Source organism: Citrobacter sp. wls619 (assembly GCF_005281345.1).
In the GTDB taxonomy this organism is placed as follows: domain Bacteria; phylum Pseudomonadota; class Gammaproteobacteria; order Enterobacterales; family Enterobacteriaceae; genus Citrobacter.
This window is the reverse complement of the sequence record NZ_SZXJ01000076.1, coordinates 11,759-32,075: the sequence shown is the minus strand read 5'-3', so window position 1 is coordinate 32,075 and position 20,317 is coordinate 11,759. Positions and strand designations below refer to the sequence as shown.

Below are 20,317 nucleotides of genomic sequence, written 5' to 3'. Positions count from 1 at the left end.
GCTAAGCCAGGCTCTATCAAGCCGCACACCAAGTTCGAATCTGAAGTGTACATACTGTCCAAAGACGAAGGCGGCCGTCATACTCCGTTCTTCAAAGGCTACCGTCCGCAGTTCTACTTCCGTACTACTGACGTGACTGGTACCATCGAACTGCCGGAAGGCGTAGAGATGGTAATGCCGGGCGACAACATCAAAATGGTTGTTACCCTGATCCACCCGATCGCGATGGACGACGGTCTGCGTTTCGCAATCCGTGAAGGCGGCCGTACCGTTGGCGCGGGCGTTGTTGCCAAAGTAATGAGCTAATTGCCGATAACATTTGACGCAATGCGCAATAAAAGGGCATCATTTGATGCCCTTTTTGCACGCTTTCACACCAGAACCTGGCTCATCAGTGATTTTTTTTGTCATAATCATTGCTGAGACAGGCTCTGAAGAGGGCGTTTAGTCCGAAACGCACCAGAGCATTTCGGTTTGGATCGCCTCGCTTACGCGGGGTGAAAATGTTTGTAGATACTTCTGACAGGTTGGTTTATGAGTGCGAATACCGAAGCTCAAGGAAGCGGGCGCGGCCTGGAAGCGATGAAGTGGGTTGTTGTCGCTGTATTGCTGCTTGTAGCTATCGTTGGCAACTACCTCTATCGTGACATGATGCTGCCGCTGCGTGCGCTGGCCGTAGTGATTCTGATTGCCGCAGCGGGTGGTGTCGCGCTGTTGACGACAAAAGGTAAAGCGACCGTTGCTTTTGCCCGTGAAGCGAGAACCGAAGTCCGTAAGGTCATTTGGCCAACTCGCCAGGAAACGCTGCACACCACGCTGATCGTTGCTGCGGTCACTGCGGTAATGTCACTGATCCTGTGGGGACTGGATGGTATTCTGGTTCGCCTGGTATCCTTTATCACTGGCCTGAGGTTCTAAGATGTCTGAAGCCCCTAAAAAGCGCTGGTACGTCGTTCAGGCGTTTTCCGGTTTTGAAGGCCGCGTAGCGACCTCGCTGCGTGAGTATATCAAGTTACAAAATATGGAAGAGTTGTTTGGTGAAGTCATGGTGCCGACCGAAGAAGTGGTCGAAATCCGTGGCGGCCAGCGTCGCAAAAGCGAGCGTAAATTCTTCCCGGGCTATGTACTGGTCCAGATGGTAATGAATGATGCAAGCTGGCACCTGGTGCGTAGCGTGCCGCGTGTGATGGGCTTTATCGGCGGTACATCTGACCGTCCGGCACCTATCAGCGACAAAGAAGTTGATGCGATCATGAACCGCTTGCAGCAGGTTGGTGATAAGCCACGTCCGAAAACGATGTTTGAGCCAGGTGAAATGGTTCGTGTTAGCGACGGTCCGTTCGCTGACTTTAACGGTGTGGTTGAAGAAGTGGATTACGAGAAGTCTCGTCTGAAAGTTTCCGTGTCTATCTTCGGTCGTGCGACCCCAGTTGAACTGGATTTCGCTCAGGTTGAAAAAGCCTAACACGTCGATCAAAAAAGCGACGATTTAATCGTTGCACAAGGCGCGAGATTGGAATACAATTTCGCGCCTTTTGTTTTTATGGATTCTGTCCGTAAAACGAATTTAATCACGGGGAGCCTCCTTGAGGCGCTATAACCCAACTAGAGGAATTTAGAATGGCTAAGAAAGTCCAAGCCTATGTCAAGCTGCAGGTTGCAGCTGGTATGGCTAACCCGAGCCCGCCGGTAGGTCCAGCACTGGGTCAACAAGGCGTGAACATCATGGAATTCTGCAAAGCGTTCAACGCAAAAACTGATTCCATGGAAAAAGGTCTGCCGATCCCGGTTGTTATCACCGTTTACGCTGACCGTTCTTTCACTTTTGTTACCAAAACGCCTCCGGCAGCAGTTCTGCTGAAGAAAGCGGCTGGTATCAAGTCTGGTTCCGGTAAGCCGAACAAAGACAAAGTGGGTAAAATTTCCCGCGCTCAGCTGCAGGAAATCGCGCAGACCAAAGCTGCCGACATGACTGGTTCCGACATTGAAGCGATGACTCGCTCCATTGAAGGTACTGCACGTTCCATGGGCCTGGTAGTGGAGGACTAAGAAATGGCTAAACTGACCAAGCGCATGTCCGTGATCCGTGACAAAGTTGATGCTACTAAGCAGTACGACATCAACGAAGCTATCGCTCTGCTGAAAGAGCTGGCCACTGCTAAATTCGTAGAAAGCGTGGACGTTGCTGTTAACCTCGGCATCGACGCACGTAAATCTGACCAGAACGTACGTGGTGCAACTGTACTGCCGCACGGTACTGGCCGTTCCGTTCGCGTAGCCGTATTTACCCAGGGCGCAAACGCTGAAGCTGCTAAAGCTGCAGGCGCTGAGCTGGTAGGTATGGAAGATCTGGCTGACCAGATCAAAAAAGGCGAAATGAACTTTGACGTTGTTATTGCTTCCCCGGATGCAATGCGCGTTGTTGGCCAGCTGGGCCAGGTTCTGGGTCCGCGTGGCCTGATGCCAAACCCGAAAGTTGGTACCGTAACGCCGAACGTTGCTGAAGCAGTTAAGAACGCTAAAGCAGGTCAGGTTCGTTACCGTAACGACAAAAACGGCATCATCCACACTACCATCGGTAAAGTGGATTTTGACGCTGACAAACTGAAAGAAAACCTGGAAGCTCTGCTGGTTGCGCTGAAAAAAGCGAAACCGACTCAGGCTAAAGGCGTGTACATCAAGAAAGTTAGCATCTCCACCACCATGGGTGCTGGTGTTGCCGTTGATCAGTCCGGTCTGACTGCGACTGTGGCGAACTAATATTCGCCTTTACGTGGGCGGTGATTTTGTCTACAATCTTACCCCCACGTTTCTGCTAATTGCAGACGTATATCCGAGATATTCAGGCTGTGGCAAGGCGACAACTGAGTGAATCGCCAGGAGCATAGTTAACTATGTGACTGGTGTGAACGAAGGCAGTCAACGCCGTCACAGATTGAATAGCGACAGATAGACAAGATTTGTTCGTTGGAGCCTGGCCTATCCAGGCCTCCGTCGAAGACCGCAGGTGTTTCGTCAGAAACTTAATGCCCTGCGTAGACGGTGACAGAACGCTAAGATTATTTCTGATACTCTGGCTTGTTTCTGCTCACCGTATTTAGACGCTCTCTCCGTTGGGAGGAGTGAAGTGAGTTCCGGAACATGAGTTCCGGCAAACATCCAGGAGCAAAGCTAATGGCTTTAAATCTTCAAGACAAACAAGCGATTGTTGCTGAAGTCAGCGAAGTAGCCAAAGGCGCGCTGTCTGCAGTAGTTGCGGATTCCCGTGGCGTAACTGTAGATAAAATGACTGAACTGCGTAAAGCAGGTCGTGAAGCTGGCGTATACATGCGTGTTGTTCGTAACACCCTGCTGCGCCGCGTCGTTGAAGGTACTCAGTTCGAGTGCCTGAAAGACACGTTTGTTGGTCCGACCCTGATTGCATACTCTATGGAACACCCGGGCGCTGCTGCTCGTCTGTTCAAAGAGTTCGCGAAAGCGAATGCAAAATTTGAGGTCAAAGCCGCAGCCTTTGAAGGTGAATTGATCCCGGCATCGCAAATCGATCGCCTGGCAACTCTGCCGACCTACGAAGAAGCAATTGCACGCCTGATGGCAACCATGAAAGAAGCTTCGGCTGGCAAACTGGTTCGTACTCTGGCTGCTGTACGCGATGCGAAAGAAGCTGCTTAATCGCAGTTATCTTTCTCAAGCATCTGCTTACGTATAAACTTATTCTGATTTTCAGGAACAATTTAAATGTCTATCACTAAAGATCAAATCATTGAAGCAGTATCCGCTATGTCCGTAATGGACGTTGTAGAACTGATTTCTGCAATGGAAGAAAAATTCGGTGTTTCCGCTGCTGCTGCTGTAGCTGTAGCTGCTGGCCCGGCTGAAGCTGCTGAAGAAAAAACTGAATTCGACGTAATTCTGAAAGCTGCTGGCGCTAACAAAGTTGCTGTAATCAAAGCAGTACGTGGCGCAACTGGCCTGGGTCTGAAAGAAGCTAAAGACCTGGTAGAATCTGCTCCGGCTGCCCTGAAAGAAGGCATCAGCAAAGACGACGCAGAAGCACTGAAAAAATCTCTGGAAGAAGCTGGCGCTGAAGTTGAAGTTAAATAAGCCAACTTTTCTGGTTGCAGCCTAAGAAATTAGGCTGATGGCTGGTGACTTTTTAGTCACCAGCCTTTTTGCGCTGTAAGGCGCCAGTAGCATTTCACACTGTTTGACTACTGCTGTGCCTTTCAATGCTTGTTTCTATCGACGTCTTAATATACTGCGACAGAGCATCAGTTCTGTGTAAATCGCAATGAAATGGTTTAAGCGTGATAGCAACAGGCATTGCGGAAAGTATTCGATTTTCCGGTCAACAAAATAGTGTTGCACAAACTGTCCCTTCGTCGGACAGATGGGTCGACTTGTCAGCGAGCTGAGGAACCCTAATGGTTTACTCCTATACCGAGAAAAAACGTATTCGTAAGGATTTTGGTAAACGTCCACAAGTGTTGGACATACCTTATCTCCTTTCTATCCAGCTTGACTCGTTTCAGAAGTTCATCGAGCAAGATCCTGAAGGGCAGTATGGTCTGGAAGCAGCTTTCCGTTCCGTTTTCCCGATTCAGAGCTACAGCGGTAATTCCGAGCTGCAATACGTCAGCTACCGCCTTGGCGAACCGGTGTTTGACGTTCAGGAATGTCAGATCCGTGGCGTGACCTATTCCGCACCGCTGCGCGTAAAACTGCGTCTGGTGATCTACGAGCGCGAAGCGCCGGAAGGCACCGTAAAAGACATTAAAGAACAAGAAGTCTACATGGGCGAAATTCCGCTCATGACTGACAACGGTACCTTTGTAATCAATGGTACTGAGCGTGTTATCGTTTCTCAGCTGCACCGTAGTCCTGGCGTCTTCTTTGACTCCGACAAAGGTAAAACCCACTCTTCGGGTAAAGTGCTGTATAACGCGCGCATCATTCCTTACCGTGGTTCCTGGCTGGACTTCGAATTCGATCCGAAGGACAACCTGTTTGTACGTATTGACCGTCGCCGCAAACTGCCAGCGACCATTATTCTGCGTGCACTGAACTACACCACTGAGCAGATCCTTGACCTGTTCTTTGAAAAAGTTGTTTTCGAAATTCGCGACAACAAGCTGCAGATGGAACTGGTGCCGGAACGCCTGCGTGGTGAAACCGCCTCCTTTGACATTGAAGCTAACGGCAAAGTCTACGTCGAAAAAGGCCGTCGCATCACTGCGCGCCACATTCGCCAACTGGAAAAAGACGATATCAAACATATCGAAGTTCCGGTTGAATACATTGCTGGTAAAGTTGCGGCTAAAGACTACGTTGACGAATCTACTGGCGAGCTGATCTGCGCAGCTAACATGGAGCTGAGCCTGGATCTGCTGGCTAAGCTGAGCCAATCTGGTCACAAGCGTATCGAAACGCTGTTCACTAACGATCTGGATCACGGTCCGTACATTTCTGAAACTGTACGTGTTGACCCAACCAACGATCGTCTGAGCGCACTGGTAGAAATCTACCGCATGATGCGTCCTGGTGAGCCGCCGACTCGTGAAGCTGCTGAAAGCCTGTTCGAGAACCTGTTCTTCTCCGAAGACCGCTATGACCTGTCTGCGGTTGGTCGTATGAAGTTCAACCGTTCTCTGCTGCGCGACGAAATCGAAGGTTCCGGTATCCTGAGCAAAGACGACATCATCGAAGTGATGAAGAAGCTCATCGATATCCGTAATGGTAAAGGCGAAGTCGATGATATTGACCACCTCGGCAACCGTCGTATCCGTTCCGTAGGCGAAATGGCGGAAAACCAATTCCGCGTTGGCCTGGTACGTGTTGAGCGTGCGGTGAAAGAGCGTCTGTCTCTGGGCGATCTGGATACCCTGATGCCTCAGGATATGATCAACGCCAAGCCGATTTCTGCAGCAGTGAAAGAGTTCTTTGGTTCCAGCCAGCTGTCTCAGTTTATGGACCAGAACAACCCGCTGTCTGAGATTACGCACAAACGTCGTATCTCCGCACTCGGCCCAGGCGGTCTGACCCGTGAACGCGCAGGCTTCGAAGTTCGAGACGTACACCCGACTCACTACGGTCGCGTATGTCCAATCGAAACGCCTGAAGGTCCGAACATCGGTCTGATCAACTCCCTGTCCGTGTATGCACAGACTAACGAATACGGCTTCCTTGAGACTCCGTACCGTAAAGTAACCGACGGTGTTGTCACTGACGAAATTCATTACCTGTCTGCTATCGAAGAAGGCAACTACGTTATCGCTCAGGCGAACTCCAACCTGGATGACGAAGGCCACTTTGTAGAAGATCTGGTTACCTGCCGTAGCAAAGGCGAATCCAGCTTGTTCAGCCGCGACCAGGTTGACTACATGGACGTATCCACCCAGCAGGTGGTATCCGTCGGTGCGTCCCTGATCCCGTTCCTGGAACACGATGACGCCAACCGTGCATTGATGGGTGCGAACATGCAACGTCAGGCGGTTCCGACTCTGCGCGCTGATAAGCCGCTTGTTGGTACCGGTATGGAACGTGCTGTTGCCGTTGACTCCGGTGTTACTGCAGTTGCTAAACGTGGCGGTACTGTTCAGTACGTGGATGCTTCCCGTATCGTTATCAAAGTTAACGAAGACGAGATGTACCCGGGCGAAGCAGGTATCGACATTTATAACCTGACCAAATACACCCGTTCTAACCAGAACACCTGCATCAACCAGATGCCTTGCGTATCTCTGGGCGAGCCGGTTGAACGTGGTGATGTGCTGGCAGACGGTCCGTCCACCGACCTCGGTGAACTGGCGCTGGGTCAGAACATGCGCGTGGCATTCATGCCATGGAATGGTTACAACTTCGAAGACTCCATCCTCGTATCCGAGCGTGTTGTCCAGGAAGACCGTTTCACCACCATCCATATTCAGGAACTGGCATGTGTGTCCCGTGACACCAAGCTGGGGCCAGAAGAGATCACCGCTGACATCCCGAACGTGGGTGAAGCTGCGCTCTCCAAACTGGATGAATCCGGTATCGTTTATATCGGTGCGGAAGTGACCGGTGGCGACATTCTGGTTGGTAAGGTAACACCGAAAGGTGAAACCCAGCTGACGCCAGAAGAGAAGCTGCTGCGTGCGATCTTCGGTGAGAAAGCGTCTGACGTTAAAGACTCTTCTCTGCGCGTGCCAAACGGTGTTTCCGGTACGATTATCGACGTTCAGGTCTTTACTCGCGATGGCGTAGAAAAAGACAAACGTGCGCTGGAAATCGAAGAGATGCAGCTGAAGCAGGCGAAAAAAGACCTGTCTGAAGAACTGCAGATCCTCGAAGCTGGCCTGTTCAGCCGTATCTACGCTGTGCTGGTTTCCGGTGGTGTTGAAGCTGAGAAGCTCGACAAACTGCCGCGCGACCGCTGGTTAGAACTCGGCCTGACCGACGAAGAGAAACAGAATCAGCTGGAACAACTGGCTGAGCAGTACGACGAACTGAAACACGAATTCGAGAAAAAACTCGAAGCGAAACGCCGTAAAATCACTCAGGGCGACGATCTGGCACCGGGCGTGCTGAAGATTGTTAAGGTTTATCTGGCGGTTAAACGTCGGATCCAGCCTGGTGATAAGATGGCAGGTCGTCACGGTAACAAGGGTGTAATCTCTAAGATCAACCCGATAGAAGATATGCCACACGATGCTAACGGTACGCCGGTAGATATCGTACTGAACCCGCTGGGCGTACCATCGCGTATGAACATCGGTCAGATCCTTGAAACCCACCTGGGTATGGCTGCAAAAGGTATCGGCGATAAGATCAACGCCATGCTGAAACAGCAGCAGGAAGTCGCGAAACTGCGCGAATTCATCCAGCGTGCTTACGATCTGGGTTCAGATGTTCGTCAGAAAGTTGACCTGAATACCTTCAGCGATGAAGAAGTTCTGCGTCTGGCTGAAAACCTGAAAAAAGGTATGCCGATCGCAACGCCGGTATTCGACGGTGCGAAAGAGTCTGAAATCAAGGAACTGTTACAGCTGGGTGGCCTGCCGACTTCCGGTCAGATCACACTGTTCGACGGTCGTACCGGTGAGCAGTTCGAGCGCCAGGTTACCGTTGGCTACATGTACATGCTGAAACTGAACCACCTGGTTGATGACAAGATGCATGCGCGTTCTACCGGTTCTTACAGCCTGGTTACTCAGCAGCCGCTGGGTGGTAAGGCGCAGTTCGGTGGTCAGCGCTTCGGGGAGATGGAAGTGTGGGCGCTGGAAGCATATGGCGCAGCATACACCCTGCAGGAAATGCTCACCGTTAAGTCTGATGACGTGAACGGTCGTACTAAGATGTATAAAAACATCGTGGACGGCAACCATCAGATGGAACCAGGCATGCCGGAATCCTTCAACGTACTGTTGAAAGAGATTCGTTCGCTGGGTATCAACATCGAGCTGGAAGACGAGTAACTCTCGATCAAACAGGTCACTGGTGCTGGCTTAACCGCCAGCGCCAGATTGTGCTAACTCCGACGGGAGCAAATCCGTGAAAGATTTATTAAAGTTTCTGAAAGCGCAGACTAAAACCGAAGAGTTTGATGCGATCAAAATTGCGCTGGCCTCGCCAGACATGATCCGTTCATGGTCTTTCGGTGAAGTTAAGAAGCCGGAAACCATCAACTACCGTACGTTCAAACCTGAACGTGACGGCCTTTTCTGCGCCCGTATCTTTGGGCCGGTAAAAGACTACGAGTGCCTGTGCGGTAAGTACAAGCGCCTGAAACACCGTGGTGTGATCTGTGAGAAGTGCGGCGTTGAAGTGACCCAGACTAAAGTACGCCGTGAGCGTATGGGCCACATCGAGCTGGCGTCTCCGACTGCTCACATCTGGTTCCTGAAATCTCTGCCGTCCCGTATCGGTCTGCTGCTTGATATGCCGCTGCGCGATATCGAACGCGTACTGTACTTCGAATCTTATGTGGTTATCGAAGGCGGTATGACTAACCTGGAACGTCAACAGATCCTGACTGAAGAGCAGTATCTGGACGCGCTGGAAGAGTTCGGTGACGAATTCGACGCGAAGATGGGTGCGGAAGCCATCCAGGCCCTGCTGAAGAGCATGGATCTGGAGCAAGAGTGTGAAACTCTGCGCGAAGAGCTGAACGAAACCAACTCCGAAACCAAGCGTAAGAAGCTGACCAAGCGTATCAAACTGCTGGAAGCCTTCGTACAGTCTGGCAACAAGCCAGAGTGGATGATCCTGACCGTTCTGCCGGTTCTGCCGCCAGATCTGCGTCCGCTGGTTCCGCTGGATGGTGGTCGTTTCGCAACCTCAGATCTGAACGATCTGTATCGTCGCGTGATCAACCGTAACAACCGTCTGAAACGTCTGCTGGATCTGGCTGCGCCAGATATCATCGTACGTAACGAAAAACGTATGCTGCAGGAAGCGGTCGACGCCCTGCTGGATAACGGTCGTCGCGGTCGTGCGATCACCGGTTCTAACAAACGTCCTCTGAAATCTTTGGCCGACATGATCAAAGGTAAGCAGGGTCGTTTCCGTCAGAACCTGCTCGGTAAGCGTGTTGACTACTCCGGTCGTTCTGTAATCACCGTAGGTCCATACCTGCGTCTGCATCAGTGCGGTCTGCCGAAGAAAATGGCACTGGAACTGTTCAAACCGTTCATCTACGGCAAGCTGGAACTGCGTGGCCTGGCCACCACCATCAAAGCCGCTAAGAAAATGGTTGAGCGTGAAGAAGCTGTCGTTTGGGATATCCTGGACGAAGTTATCCGCGAACACCCGGTACTGCTGAACCGTGCGCCAACACTGCACCGTCTGGGTATCCAGGCATTTGAACCGGTACTGATCGAAGGTAAAGCTATCCAGCTGCACCCGCTGGTTTGTGCGGCATATAACGCCGACTTCGATGGTGACCAGATGGCTGTTCACGTACCGCTGACGCTGGAAGCCCAGCTCGAAGCGCGTGCGCTGATGATGTCTACCAACAACATCCTGTCCCCGGCGAACGGCGAACCTATCATCGTTCCGTCTCAGGACGTTGTATTGGGTCTGTACTACATGACCCGTGACTGTGTTAACGCCAAAGGCGAAGGCATGGTGCTGACTGGCCCGAAAGAAGCTGAGCGTATTTATCGCGCAGGTCTGGCCTCTCTGCATGCGCGCGTTAAAGTGCGTATCACCGAATACGAAAAAGATGAAAACGGCGAATTCGTTGCGAAAACCAGCCTGAAAGACACGACCGTTGGCCGTGCTATTCTGTGGATGATCGTACCGAAAGGTCTGCCTTTCTCCATCGTCAACCAGGCGCTGGGCAAGAAAGCTATCTCCAAAATGCTGAACACCTGTTACCGCATTTTGGGCCTGAAGCCGACCGTTATCTTTGCTGACCAGACAATGTACACCGGCTTTGCTTATGCAGCGCGTTCAGGTGCATCTGTTGGTATTGATGACATGGTCATCCCAGAGAAGAAACACGAGATCATCTCTGAAGCGGAAGCTGAAGTTGCTGAGATCCAGGAGCAGTTCCAGTCTGGTCTGGTAACCGCGGGCGAACGCTATAACAAAGTTATCGATATCTGGGCTGCGGCGAACGATCGTGTATCCAAAGCGATGATGGATAACCTGCAAACCGAAACCGTTATTAACCGTGACGGCGTAGAAGAGCAGCAGGTTTCCTTCAACAGCATCTACATGATGGCCGACTCCGGTGCGCGTGGTTCTGCAGCACAGATTCGTCAGCTGGCCGGTATGCGTGGTCTGATGGCGAAGCCAGATGGCTCCATCATCGAAACGCCAATCACCGCGAACTTCCGTGAAGGTCTGAACGTACTCCAGTACTTCATCTCCACGCACGGTGCGCGTAAAGGTCTGGCGGATACCGCACTGAAAACAGCGAACTCCGGTTATCTGACACGTCGTCTGGTTGACGTTGCGCAGGATCTGGTCGTTACTGAAGACGATTGTGGCACGCTGGAAGGCATCACCATGACCCCGGTTATCGAGGGTGGTGACGTTAAAGAGCCGCTGCGCGATCGCGTACTGGGTCGTGTGACCGCTGAAGACGTTCTGAAGCCGGGTACGGCGGATATTCTGGTTCCTCGCAATACGCTGCTGCACGAACAGTGGTGTGACCTGCTGGAAGAGAACTCCGTTGACTCCGTCAAGGTACGTTCCGTTGTATCCTGTGACACCGATTTTGGTGTATGTGCGCACTGCTACGGTCGTGACCTGGCGCGTGGCCACATCATCAACAAAGGTGAAGCAATCGGTGTTATCGCGGCACAGTCCATCGGTGAACCGGGTACACAGCTGACCATGCGTACGTTCCACATCGGTGGTGCGGCATCTCGTGCGGCTGCTGAATCCAGCATCCAGGTGAAAAACAAAGGTAGCATCCGTCTGAGCAACGCGAAGTCGGTTGTGAACTCCAGCGGTAAACTGGTTATCACCTCACGTAACACCGAACTGAAACTGATCGACGAATTCGGCCGTACCAAAGAAAGCTATAAAGTGCCTTACGGCTCTGTTATGGCGAAAGGTGATGGCGAACAGGTTGCTGGCGGCGAAACCGTAGCAAACTGGGATCCGCATACCATGCCGGTTATCACCGAAGTGAGTGGTTTCGTCCGCTTCACTGACATGATCGACGGCCAGACCATTACTCGTCAGACCGACGAGCTGACCGGTCTGTCTTCTCTGGTGGTTCTGGATTCTGCAGAGCGTACTGCGGGTGGTAAAGACCTGCGTCCGGCACTGAAAATTGTTGATGCTCAGGGCAACGACGTTCTGATCCCAGGCACCGATATGCCTGCTCAGTACTTCCTGCCGGGTAAAGCGATTGTTCAGTTGGAAGATGGCGTACAGATCAGTTCTGGTGACACCCTGGCGCGTGTTCCGCAGGAATCCGGCGGTACCAAGGATATCACCGGTGGTCTGCCGCGCGTTGCGGACCTGTTCGAAGCACGTCGTCCGAAAGAGCCGGCAATCCTGGCTGAAATCAGCGGCATCATTTCCTTCGGTAAAGAAACCAAAGGGAAACGTCGTCTGGTTATCACCCCGGTAGATGGCAGCGAACCGTACGAAGAGATGATTCCGAAATGGCGTCAGCTTAACGTGTTCGAAGGTGAACGTGTAGAACGTGGTGACGTAGTTTCCGACGGTCCGGAAGCGCCGCACGACATCCTGCGTCTGCGTGGTGTGCATGCTGTAACTCGTTACATCGTTAACGAAGTTCAGGACGTATACCGTCTGCAGGGCGTTAAGATTAACGATAAACACATCGAAGTTATCGTTCGTCAGATGCTGCGTAAAGCCACCATCGAAAATGCGGGTAGCTCCGACTTCCTCGAAGGCGAGCAGGTTGAATACTCTCGCGTCAAGATCGCTAACCGCGAGCTGGAAGCGAACGGCAAAGTGGGTGCAACATTCTCCCGCGATCTGCTGGGTATTACCAAAGCGTCTCTGGCAACCGAGTCCTTCATCTCTGCAGCATCGTTCCAGGAAACCACGCGTGTCCTGACCGAAGCCGCTGTTGCAGGTAAACGTGATGAACTGCGCGGTCTGAAAGAGAACGTCATCGTGGGTCGTCTGATCCCGGCTGGTACCGGTTATGCGTACCACCAGGATCGTATGCGCCGCCGCGCAGCAGGCGAACTGCCAGCTGCACCGCAGGTCACTGCTGAAGATGCTTCTGCCAGCCTGGCAGAACTGTTGAACGCAGGTCTGGGCGGTTCTGATAACGATTAATCGTTGTTGACCCTAATAAAAAACCCGCTTTGGCGGGTTTTTTTATATCTATGTTTATGCCTGGCGGCGCTGCGCTTATCAGGCCTAAGAAGCCATTCGGCAGCACCATTAATTTACCGGCGGTAAGCGCCGATAAAGTTCAATCATGTCGCCCGCCAGATCCTGAATCACCATCGCGTTCATCAAATGGTCCTGCGAATGGACGGTGATGAGATTGACCGGTAACTTTCCCGTACCTTCGTCTATACCGATAAGTTGGGTCTGAATTTTATGCGCTTGTTTAACGAACTCGCGTGATTCCGTCATAGCTTGTTCTGCACCCGTGAAATCACCTTTACGCGCCAGTTGCAGCGCTGTGAGGGCCTGGCTGCGGGCAGCACCCGCATTCACGAGTAATTCCATGATGATTGTTTCTAACTCTTCCATGCCATTACTCCAGCAGTTTCAGTGCTTTGTCCAGTACGGCATCACCTTTCATCATGCCGTAATCCATCATATCGATAACGGCGACCTTTTTACCTAACGGGTCGGCGAGCGCCTGCAGCTTGGCCTGTTCATACTTAACCTGCGGACCGAGTAAAACAATATCTGCAGTGGCGATATTTTCTGCAAACTCAGCCACCGGGACTGCTTTGATAGTCACATCGACGCCTTTTTTCTGGGCGGCATCTTTCATCCTTTGCACCAGCATGCTGGTGGACATTCCGGCGGCACAGCATAAAACGATGTTTTTCATAGTTAGTCTCGATCAGCAGGTATTTCTTGATAATTATCTCGTGCGGGCAACAGCAACAACCGCTTTGCGACGATTGTGTGTCTGGCATCACAAAGAAATGCTATTTTTTCTGAAACCGGTTACAAATGAGGCTCAGGCCGGCCTGGTCTGACCCAAAAAGCCGTTTTTCCCATAGTGCTCAGATGTAGATATTAATAATTACTGTCAATAAAGACATGTTATTAAAAACAGTATTGACACTGTTTTTTAAACCCGTATGTTAATACTTAACAGCGGAGAAATAGTCATTTGCTGTTAAATTAGTAAGTGTTAGTAGCGTTTGATAGGGGGTTGCGATAAGGGCCACGAAATATTCTGTTGTATGGGGTAGTCGATGCCGAGGTTATTATCCTGGCACATCGACAATGTTTTCAGGCTCTGTAGTTGATTTATCTAATCGCAAAGTAGTAAAAAAGTGCGACGATGTAAGGCCATGATTTAATAGTTAATGTTGGCAGGTTTCTTTTATAAGAGCTTGCAAGGGCAGTAAGGCCACGCATCAAAGAGTATATGTCGCAAGGGGAAGTGTACTTGTTTAGGTCGCCATTCTTGAGTTTTATTATCAAGCTGGCTGGGTTTATTTAACGATAAATAGAGGAAAGTGTTAGTCAGTATCAGCATCCAATATTATCAGTGATAAACGTGTACATTTAAAATGTAGTATCAACAGCAGTACAAAATTGTTAAGTCTATTAATGTTAAATCTGAAGTTTGTAGTAACTTAAAGCCCTGGCTGCAACGGTCAGGGCTTTTATTATTTGTATATCAATGCGTTAACTTTTCGCGCAACCGCACTGGCTCAACATTTCACCTGTTGATGGGTATTAAATAAATTAATGCTTGCATAATGATTAGAAGCAAGTCTACTATAGCGACATCGGTTTGGAACACAGACCTTATGCAAGCGGTTTTAGTAAAGCAGTTCTCAGTTCAAGCGTTATCCTCAGATACTCTTCATCGTGAGCCTCCTCCTAAGTGCCCCATAAGTTAATTTCTGCAAAACAGGCCATCTTCGCTGCATAAGCGGCTCAAAAACATGAAAGGAAGTATCTATGTCTAACAAAATGACTGGTTTAGTAAAATGGTTTAACTCTGATAAAGGCTTCGGCTTTATCACTCCTCAGGACGGTAGCAAAGATGTATTTGTGCATTTTTCAGCCATCCAGAGCAACGATTTCAAAACCTTAGACGAAGGTCAAAAAGTGGAGTTCTCTGTTGAGAACGGCGCTAAAGGTCCGTCTGCTGTTAACGTTATCGCGCTGTAATTGCCGATAATCTCACGAACGCTTACGATAGCGATGAAGGCCAGAGCCTGAGCAGTTAAGTGACAGTGAAGAAAAAACCCGCGAAAGCGGGTTTTTTCGTTTGTGCGATCTCCTCAGATTTACGACACCTGAGACGCCCTTCCCAGATAGCTGTCCCAGTCTTTCCACACGGGTTGTAATCCCTGTGCAATCAATGCGTCGGCAACGGCTTGCGGTCGACGATCGTCGTGCGGAGAGAACTGTTCCAGTTCAGGATGATTATCAGCGTAACCACCGGGTTGCGTTTTCGAGAAAGCGCTGACGTTGTTGATCGCCAGTGGGATCACATGGTCGCGGAACCACGGCGATTCACGGGTGGAAAGCGACAGTTCAATGTCCGGCGACAGCAAGCGAAATGCACAAATGGTTTGCACCAACTGGCGTTCATCCATAATTGACGCCGGCTCTACACCTCCGGTACACGGACGTAGTCTCGGGAAGGAGATGGAGTAACGGCTCTGCCAGTAATGCTGCTGCATCCACAGCAGATGCTCGGCGACCATATAACAATCAACCCGCCAGCTATCGGACAAACCAATCAACGCGCCCAGGCCGATTTTATCGATACCTGCGCGGCCCAGTCTGTCTGGCGTTTCCAGCCTCCAGAAGAAATCCTGTTTTTTCCCTTTCAGATGGTGCCGGGCATAAACCGCTTCATGGTAGCTCTCCTGATACACCATTACCCCATCCAGTCCCAGCGTCTTCAGCTCCGCATATTCAGCCTCTGACAGCGGTTGTACCTCCATCTGTAATGAAGCGAACTGGCGGCGAATAGCGGGTAAGTGGCGACGAAAGTAATCCATCCCCACTTTTGCCTGATGTTCACCGGTGACCAGCAGCAGGTGCTCGAAACCCAGCTCGCGGATGGCCGCGCACTCCCGTTGTATCTCATCTTCGTCCAGTGTTTTGCGCTTAATACGGTTGCTCATAGAGAAACCGCAGTAGGTACAGTCATTGGCACACAGATTAGAGAGATACAGCGGGACGTAAAAACTGACGGTGTTGCCAAAGCGCTGGCGAGTAAGTTTCTGCGCCCGCTGCGCCAGCGGCTCCAGATAGGCGGTAGCGGCAGGGGAGAGCAAGGCCATCAAGTCATCGCGTGTGAGTTGCGAGGCATTGATCGCCCGTTCCACATCCGCCGCGGTTTTACTGTGGATGCGCAGGCGGATGTCGTCCCAGTCCAGCTGTCGCCAGCGATCGGCGAAAGTTTTCATGAGAAGGCCTCCAGAAACCCAGTGAGTGGGCTGGTGGGACTTGCCTGCGAACTTTTGCTTCCTGGTACTGCCTGGCGCGCCAGCAGACCTGCTTCAACGGCCAGGCGGAAGGCGGTTGCCATCATCACCGGGCTGTCGGCCACGGCAATAGCTGTGTTGACCAGCACCGCATCGGCCCCCATCTCCAGCGCCTGCGTAGCGTGGCTGGGAACGCCGATGCCAGCATCAACCACCACCGGAACGGTCGCCTGCTGGATAATAATCTCCAGCATCGCGCGGGTTTCCAGCCCCTGATTAGAACCGATGGGCGCGCCGAGCGGCATCACCGCAGCACAACCAACTTCTTCTAACCGTTTGCACAGTACCGGGTCGGCGCCGCAGTAGGGCAGTACCACAAAGCCCTGCTTTACCAGTGCTTCGGCGGCTTTCAGGGTTTCGATGGGGTCCGGCAGTAGCCAGCGCGCGTCCGGGTGGATTTCCAGCTTCAGCCAGTGTGTCCCTAGCGCTTCACGCGCCAGTTGGGCGGCGAAAATAGCTTCTTCGGCGGTTTTGGCCCCGGATGTGTTGGGCAGCAGCGTAACGCCCGCTTCAATGAGCGGCGCCAGGATGGCGTCGTTGTGCTGACGTAAATCGACCCGCTTCATTGCCAGCGTCACCAGTTGGCTACCGGAGGCGCGAATGGCCTCGACCATCAGCTGTGATGAGGCGAATTTCCCGGTACCAGTAAACAGATGTGAATCAAACGTTTTGTCGGCAATACGTAACATATCAACCCCCTGCAATGACCTGAAAAAGCAGAATCTGGTCGCCTTCCTGCACGATTTGCTGTTGCCACTGCTCACGTGGCAGGATCTGCTGATTGAGCGCCAGCGCCATTCCCGGTTTATGCTGATTAAGCTGTGTCAGCAGTTCGCTGATGGTTTGCCCCTCGGCGCACTGCAGTGGCTCATCATTGAACTGAATCTGCATGTTGCCCTCCACAGACCGGGCAGCCGCTGGCACGACGCAGCGCCAGGCTGCGCCACTGGCTGGTTTTGCCATCAAACAGACGCAACTCTCCGGCTGGGGTTTCAATTCCGCTGAGTAATTTGATCGCTTCCAGAGCCTGCAAGGTTCCCATCACCCCGACGACCGGGCCCACAATGCCTGCAGTGCGGCAGTTGCGTTCTGGCTCAGCATCATCCGGCCACAGGCAGCGGTAACACCCCTGTTCCCAGGGCGGAGTCAGCACCATTAATTGGCCACCGAAACCGACGGCACTGGCGGTAATGAGTGGCGTATTTAGCGCCACGCAGGCGGCGTTAATCTGCTGGCGGGTTGCCATGTTGTCAGTACAGTCGAGCACCACGTCGGCACGTGCTACCGCATGTCTGAGCGCATCACCTTGCAGACGTTGCTGGAGCGCCACCACGTCGATATCCGGGTTGAGGCGGGTGAGCCGCTGCTGTGCGACTTGTGATTTGGCGCGGGCGATATCATCCGTGGTAAACAGGATCTGGCGCTGCAGGTTACTCAGATGAATATCGTCATCGTCGACCAGCGTCAGCTTGCCGACGCCCGCACCTGCCAGATACAGTGCGGCAGGTGAACCTAGCCCACCTAACCCGACAATCAGCACATGGCTTGCGATCAGCTTTTGCTGGCCTTCAATCGCGATATCGCCAAGCAGGATCTGCCGGCTATAGCGCATAAAGTCGCGGTCATTCATCGCCCGCTCCTGCGATATCCAGTAGCTGGGCCGTGGCGACCTGCCAGTCAGCCGCCTGGGTAATGGCGCTGACGACAGCAATGCTGCCGACGCCGGTACCCAGCACAGCCGGGGCACGCTCAAGGCTGATGCCGCCAATGGCGACGGTCGGGTAGTCCGCCAGCCGCTCGATATGGTTTGCCAGTTGTGTCAGCCCCTGCGGGGCGGAAGGCATCTGCTTGGTTTGCGTCGGAAACACGTGACCGAGTGCGATATAAGAAGGGCGAGCCGCCAGCGCGACGTCTATCTCCATATCATCGTGAGTGGAAACACCAAGGCGCAATCCCGCCGTTTGAATCGCTTTCAGGTCGGTGGTTTCAAGGTCTTCCTGGCCCAGATGCACGCCATAAGCGCGGTGCTTAATTGCCAGACGCCAGTAATCGTTGATAAACAGGCGAGCATCATAACGACGCCCCATGTCAATGGCTGCTATGACGTCGGCTTCGACCTCTTCATCATGTTTGTCTTTGATACGCAACTGGATCGTGCGCACGCCTGCCTGCAGCAGGCGTTCAATCCATTGCACGCTGTCCACCACTGGGTAAAGCCCGAGGCGGAACGGCACGGTCGGGAAATCAGGCTGGTACATTACGCCTCCTCTTTTTTGAGGTAGATTTCACCGCCTTTGGCGCGGAAGTTCTCCGACATATCCGCCATCCCGACTTCAATCGTTTGTGCAGCGGCGTAGTCGCGGACCTCCTGGCTGATTTTCATCGAGCAGAACTTCGGCCCGCACATGGAGCAGAAGTGAGCGACTTTCCCTGACTCCTGTGGCAGGGTTTCATCGTGGTAGGCGCGGGCGGTGAACGGGTCGAGCGCGAGGTTAAACTGGTCTTCCCAGCGGAATTCGAAGCGTGCTTTTGACATGGCGTTATCACGGATCTGCGCACCCGGATGCCCTTTGGCTAAATCAGCAGCATGTGCGGCAATCTTGTAGGTGATAAGACCCTGTTTCACATCTTCTTTATTGGGCAGGCCAAGGTGTTCTTTTGGCGTGACGTAGCAGAGCATGGCACAGCCAAACCAGCCAATCATCGCCGCACCAATGCCTGACGTGAAGTGGTCATAGCCTGGCGCAATATCGGTGGTTAGCGGCCCTAAGGTATAGAACGGTGCTTCGTGGCAGTGTTCCAGCTCTTCGGTCATGTTGCGCTGGATCATATGCATTGGCACATGACCTGGGCCTTCAATCATCACCTGCACGTCGTATTCCCAGGCGATTTTGGTCAGCTCACCCAGCGTATGCAGCTCGGAGAACTGCGCTTCGTCGTTGGCATCCTGAATTGAACCCGGGCGCAGGCCGTCACCCAGCGACAAAGAGACGTCATAGGCGGCGCAGATTTCACAGATCTCGCGGAAGTGCTCAAACAGAAAGTTCTCTTTGTGATGGGAGAGACACCACTTCGCCATAATAGAACCACCGCGCGAGACAATACCGGTCAGACGTTTGGCGGTCATCGGTACATAGCGCAGCAGTACGCCTGCATGAATGGTGAAATAGTCAACGCCCTGTTCGGCCTGCTCCAGCAGCGTATCGCGGAAGGCTTCCCAGGTGAGATCTTCGGCGATCCCGTTGACCTTCTCCAGCGCCTGGTAGATCGGTACAGTACCGATCGGTACCGGGCTGTTACGCAGGATCCATTCACGGGTTTCATGAATATAACGACCGGTGGAGAGATCCATCACGGTATCCGCGCCCCAGCGGGTGGACCACACCAGTTTTTCTACCTCTTCTTCGATGGAGGAGGTGACTGCTGAATTACCGATGTTGGCGTTGACCTTCACCAGGAAATTACGACCGATAATCATCGGTTCTGATTCCGGGTGGTTGATGTTGGCTGGAATAATGGCGCGTCCGGCAGCGACCTCGTCACGCACGAATTCCGGGGTGATGTTTTCCGGCAGACGTGCGCCAAAGTTCATCCCCGGATGCTGGTGGCGCAATACTTCACTGCGAATACGCTCACGGCCCATGTTTTCGCGGATGGCGATAAATTCCATCTCTGGGGTAACGATCCCCTGGCGAGCATAGTGTAGCTGGGTCACGCGCTTACCGGCCTTGGCACGTTTTGGCGTCAGCAGGCCCGTAAAACGCAGTTCATCAAGGCCATCATCGGCCAGACGTTCTTTGGTGTAAGCCGAGCTGCGGTCATCTAACTCTTCGCTATCGTTGCGCGCTGTAATCCACGCCTGGCGTAGTTTTGCCAGGCCCTGCTGAACGTTAATCGCCACGTCAGGGTCGCCGTACGGACCAGAGGTGTCATAAACCGGAACGGCTTCATTCTCTTCAAATTGAGGATTGTCTTTCGTGCCGCCAGTTAGCGTTGGGCTAAGCTGAATTTCGCGCATCGGGATACGGATATCCGGCTGCGAACCGGTGATATAGATGCGTTTTGACTCAGGAAAGGCGGTCCCTTCCAGGGTATCGATAAAGTGTTGGGCTTGAGCGCGCTGTTCGCGGCGTGATGGTTTAGTAGTGGCAGACATAGCTCATTCCAAATAAAAGTAAGGATATGGCTTGCCA

Annotated in this window: 17 protein-coding genes and 1 pseudogene; 10 read left to right on the top strand and 8 right to left on the bottom strand. The window is 52.4% G+C overall.

Features of this window, described 5'->3' with window-relative positions; translation table 11 throughout:
- From tuf to rpoC, 9 genes and pseudogenes are all read left to right on the top strand, one after another.
- A pseudogene (gene tuf, locus FDX19_RS14410) lies at nt 1-306 on the top strand (elongation factor Tu); the annotation flags it as partial.
- Between the two features lie 228 nt (nt 307-534).
- Complete coding sequence (gene secE / locus FDX19_RS14405; protein ID WP_003033128.1) at nt 535-918, top strand: preprotein translocase subunit SecE; 384 nt, start codon at nt 535-537, stop codon at nt 916-918.
- Nucleotide 919: 1 nt separating this feature from the next.
- Nucleotides 920-1,465 (top strand): transcription termination/antitermination protein NusG, encoded by a 546-nt coding sequence (gene nusG / locus FDX19_RS14400; protein ID WP_003033125.1) that lies wholly within the window; start codon nt 920-922, stop codon nt 1,463-1,465.
- 155 nt (nt 1,466-1,620) lie between these two features.
- Nucleotides 1,621-2,049 carry a 50S ribosomal protein L11 gene (gene rplK, locus FDX19_RS14395; protein WP_003033122.1) on the top strand — a complete coding sequence of 143 codons (429 nt, stop codon included), beginning with the start codon at nt 1,621-1,623 and terminating at the stop codon, nt 2,047-2,049.
- A gap of 3 nt (nt 2,050-2,052) precedes the next feature.
- Entirely contained in the window at nt 2,053-2,760 is a 708-nt protein-coding gene (gene rplA, locus FDX19_RS14390) for a 50S ribosomal protein L1 (RefSeq protein WP_005132897.1), read from the top strand.
- 414 nt (nt 2,761-3,174) lie between these two features.
- The gene (gene rplJ, locus FDX19_RS14385; RefSeq protein ID WP_001207203.1) at nt 3,175-3,672 is read left to right on the top strand and encodes a 50S ribosomal protein L10; all 498 of its coding nucleotides are present in this window, start codon (nt 3,175-3,177) and stop codon (nt 3,670-3,672) included.
- 66 nt (nt 3,673-3,738) lie between these two features.
- Complete coding sequence (gene rplL / locus FDX19_RS14380; RefSeq protein ID WP_003033114.1) at nt 3,739-4,104, top strand: 50S ribosomal protein L7/L12; 366 nt, start codon at nt 3,739-3,741, stop codon at nt 4,102-4,104.
- Nucleotides 4,105-4,424: 320 nt separating this feature from the next.
- The gene (gene rpoB / locus FDX19_RS14375) at nt 4,425-8,453 is read left to right on the top strand and encodes a DNA-directed RNA polymerase subunit beta (RefSeq protein WP_003033111.1); all 4,029 of its coding nucleotides are present in this window, start codon (nt 4,425-4,427) and stop codon (nt 8,451-8,453) included.
- Nucleotides 8,454-8,529: 76 nt separating this feature from the next.
- Nucleotides 8,530-12,753 (top strand): DNA-directed RNA polymerase subunit beta', encoded by a 4,224-nt coding sequence (gene rpoC / locus FDX19_RS14370; RefSeq protein ID WP_005132891.1) that lies wholly within the window; start codon nt 8,530-8,532, stop codon nt 12,751-12,753.
- A gap of 108 nt (nt 12,754-12,861) precedes the next feature.
- On the opposite strand, the gene FDX19_RS14365 is transcribed toward rpoC, so the two are convergent.
- Nucleotides 12,862-13,179, bottom strand: coding sequence for a PTS lactose/cellobiose transporter subunit IIA (locus tag FDX19_RS14365; protein ID WP_137383233.1), 318 nt, complete (start codon nt 13,177-13,179; stop codon nt 12,862-12,864).
- Between the two features lie 4 nt (nt 13,180-13,183).
- Complete coding sequence (locus FDX19_RS14360; RefSeq protein ID WP_048214121.1) at nt 13,184-13,489, bottom strand: PTS sugar transporter subunit IIB; 306 nt, start codon at nt 13,487-13,489, stop codon at nt 13,184-13,186.
- Nucleotides 13,490-14,580: 1,091 nt separating this feature from the next.
- Here FDX19_RS14360 and cspA point away from each other — a divergent pair.
- Nucleotides 14,581-14,793: an RNA chaperone/antiterminator CspA gene (gene cspA / locus FDX19_RS14355; protein ID WP_005132883.1), complete on the top strand. Its 213-nt coding sequence runs from the start codon at nt 14,581-14,583 to the stop codon at nt 14,791-14,793.
- Nucleotides 14,794-14,912: 119 nt separating this feature from the next.
- On the opposite strand, the gene thiH is transcribed toward cspA, so the two are convergent.
- From thiH to thiC, 6 genes are read right to left on the bottom strand one after another with little or no spacing between them, the layout of a single operon-like run.
- On the bottom strand, nt 14,913-16,046 hold the full coding sequence (gene thiH, locus FDX19_RS14350; RefSeq protein ID WP_137383232.1) for a 2-iminoacetate synthase ThiH: 1,134 nt from the start codon (nt 16,044-16,046) through the stop codon (nt 14,913-14,915).
- Nucleotides 16,043-16,813, bottom strand: coding sequence for a thiazole synthase (gene thiG / locus FDX19_RS14345; RefSeq protein ID WP_137383231.1), 771 nt, complete (start codon nt 16,811-16,813; stop codon nt 16,043-16,045). Before thiG ends, thiH begins: the two co-directional genes overlap by 4 nt.
- A 1-nt stretch (nt 16,814) precedes the next feature.
- Nucleotides 16,815-17,015 (bottom strand): sulfur carrier protein ThiS, encoded by a 201-nt coding sequence (gene thiS / locus FDX19_RS14340; RefSeq protein ID WP_137383230.1) that lies wholly within the window; start codon nt 17,013-17,015, stop codon nt 16,815-16,817.
- Nucleotides 16,996-17,754 (bottom strand): thiazole biosynthesis adenylyltransferase ThiF, encoded by a 759-nt coding sequence (gene thiF / locus FDX19_RS14335; RefSeq protein WP_137383229.1) that lies wholly within the window; start codon nt 17,752-17,754, stop codon nt 16,996-16,998. The genes thiS and thiF overlap by 20 nt, the downstream gene beginning before the upstream one ends.
- The gene (thiE, locus tag FDX19_RS14330; protein WP_137383228.1) at nt 17,747-18,382 is read right to left on the bottom strand and encodes a thiamine phosphate synthase; all 636 of its coding nucleotides are present in this window, start codon (nt 18,380-18,382) and stop codon (nt 17,747-17,749) included. Before thiE ends, thiF begins: the two co-directional genes overlap by 8 nt.
- Complete coding sequence (gene thiC, locus FDX19_RS14325; protein WP_137383227.1) at nt 18,382-20,280, bottom strand: phosphomethylpyrimidine synthase ThiC; 1,899 nt, start codon at nt 20,278-20,280, stop codon at nt 18,382-18,384. The genes thiE and thiC overlap by 1 nt, the downstream gene beginning before the upstream one ends.
- Between the last annotated feature and the right edge of the window lie 37 nt (nt 20,281-20,317).

Coding starts and splice junctions, on each gene's coding strand:
- thiS (WP_137383230.1), bottom strand. CDS start 17,015: ATGCAGATTCAGTTCAATGATGAGCCACTGCAGTGCGCCGAGGGGCAA.
- FDX19_RS14365 (WP_137383233.1), bottom strand. CDS start 13,179: ATGGAAGAGTTAGAAACAATCATCATGGAATTACTCGTGAATGCGGGT.
- rplK (WP_003033122.1), top strand. CDS start 1,621: ATGGCTAAGAAAGTCCAAGCCTATGTCAAGCTGCAGGTTGCAGCTGGT.
- secE (WP_003033128.1), top strand. CDS start 535: ATGAGTGCGAATACCGAAGCTCAAGGAAGCGGGCGCGGCCTGGAAGCG.
- thiE (WP_137383228.1), bottom strand. CDS start 18,382: ATGTACCAGCCTGATTTCCCGACCGTGCCGTTCCGCCTCGGGCTTTAC.
- thiF (WP_137383229.1), bottom strand. CDS start 17,754: ATGAATGACCGCGACTTTATGCGCTATAGCCGGCAGATCCTGCTTGGC.
- rplL (WP_003033114.1), top strand. CDS start 3,739: ATGTCTATCACTAAAGATCAAATCATTGAAGCAGTATCCGCTATGTCC.
- cspA (WP_005132883.1), top strand. CDS start 14,581: ATGTCTAACAAAATGACTGGTTTAGTAAAATGGTTTAACTCTGATAAA.
- rpoB (WP_003033111.1), top strand. CDS start 4,425: ATGGTTTACTCCTATACCGAGAAAAAACGTATTCGTAAGGATTTTGGT.
- thiG (WP_137383231.1), bottom strand. CDS start 16,813: ATGTTACGTATTGCCGACAAAACGTTTGATTCACATCTGTTTACTGGT.
- rplJ (WP_001207203.1), top strand. CDS start 3,175: ATGGCTTTAAATCTTCAAGACAAACAAGCGATTGTTGCTGAAGTCAGC.
- nusG (WP_003033125.1), top strand. CDS start 920: ATGTCTGAAGCCCCTAAAAAGCGCTGGTACGTCGTTCAGGCGTTTTCC.
- thiC (WP_137383227.1), bottom strand. CDS start 20,280: ATGTCTGCCACTACTAAACCATCACGCCGCGAACAGCGCGCTCAAGCC.
- thiH (WP_137383232.1), bottom strand. CDS start 16,046: ATGAAAACTTTCGCCGATCGCTGGCGACAGCTGGACTGGGACGACATC.
- rplA (WP_005132897.1), top strand. CDS start 2,053: ATGGCTAAACTGACCAAGCGCATGTCCGTGATCCGTGACAAAGTTGAT.
- FDX19_RS14360 (WP_048214121.1), bottom strand. CDS start 13,489: ATGAAAAACATCGTTTTATGCTGTGCCGCCGGAATGTCCACCAGCATG.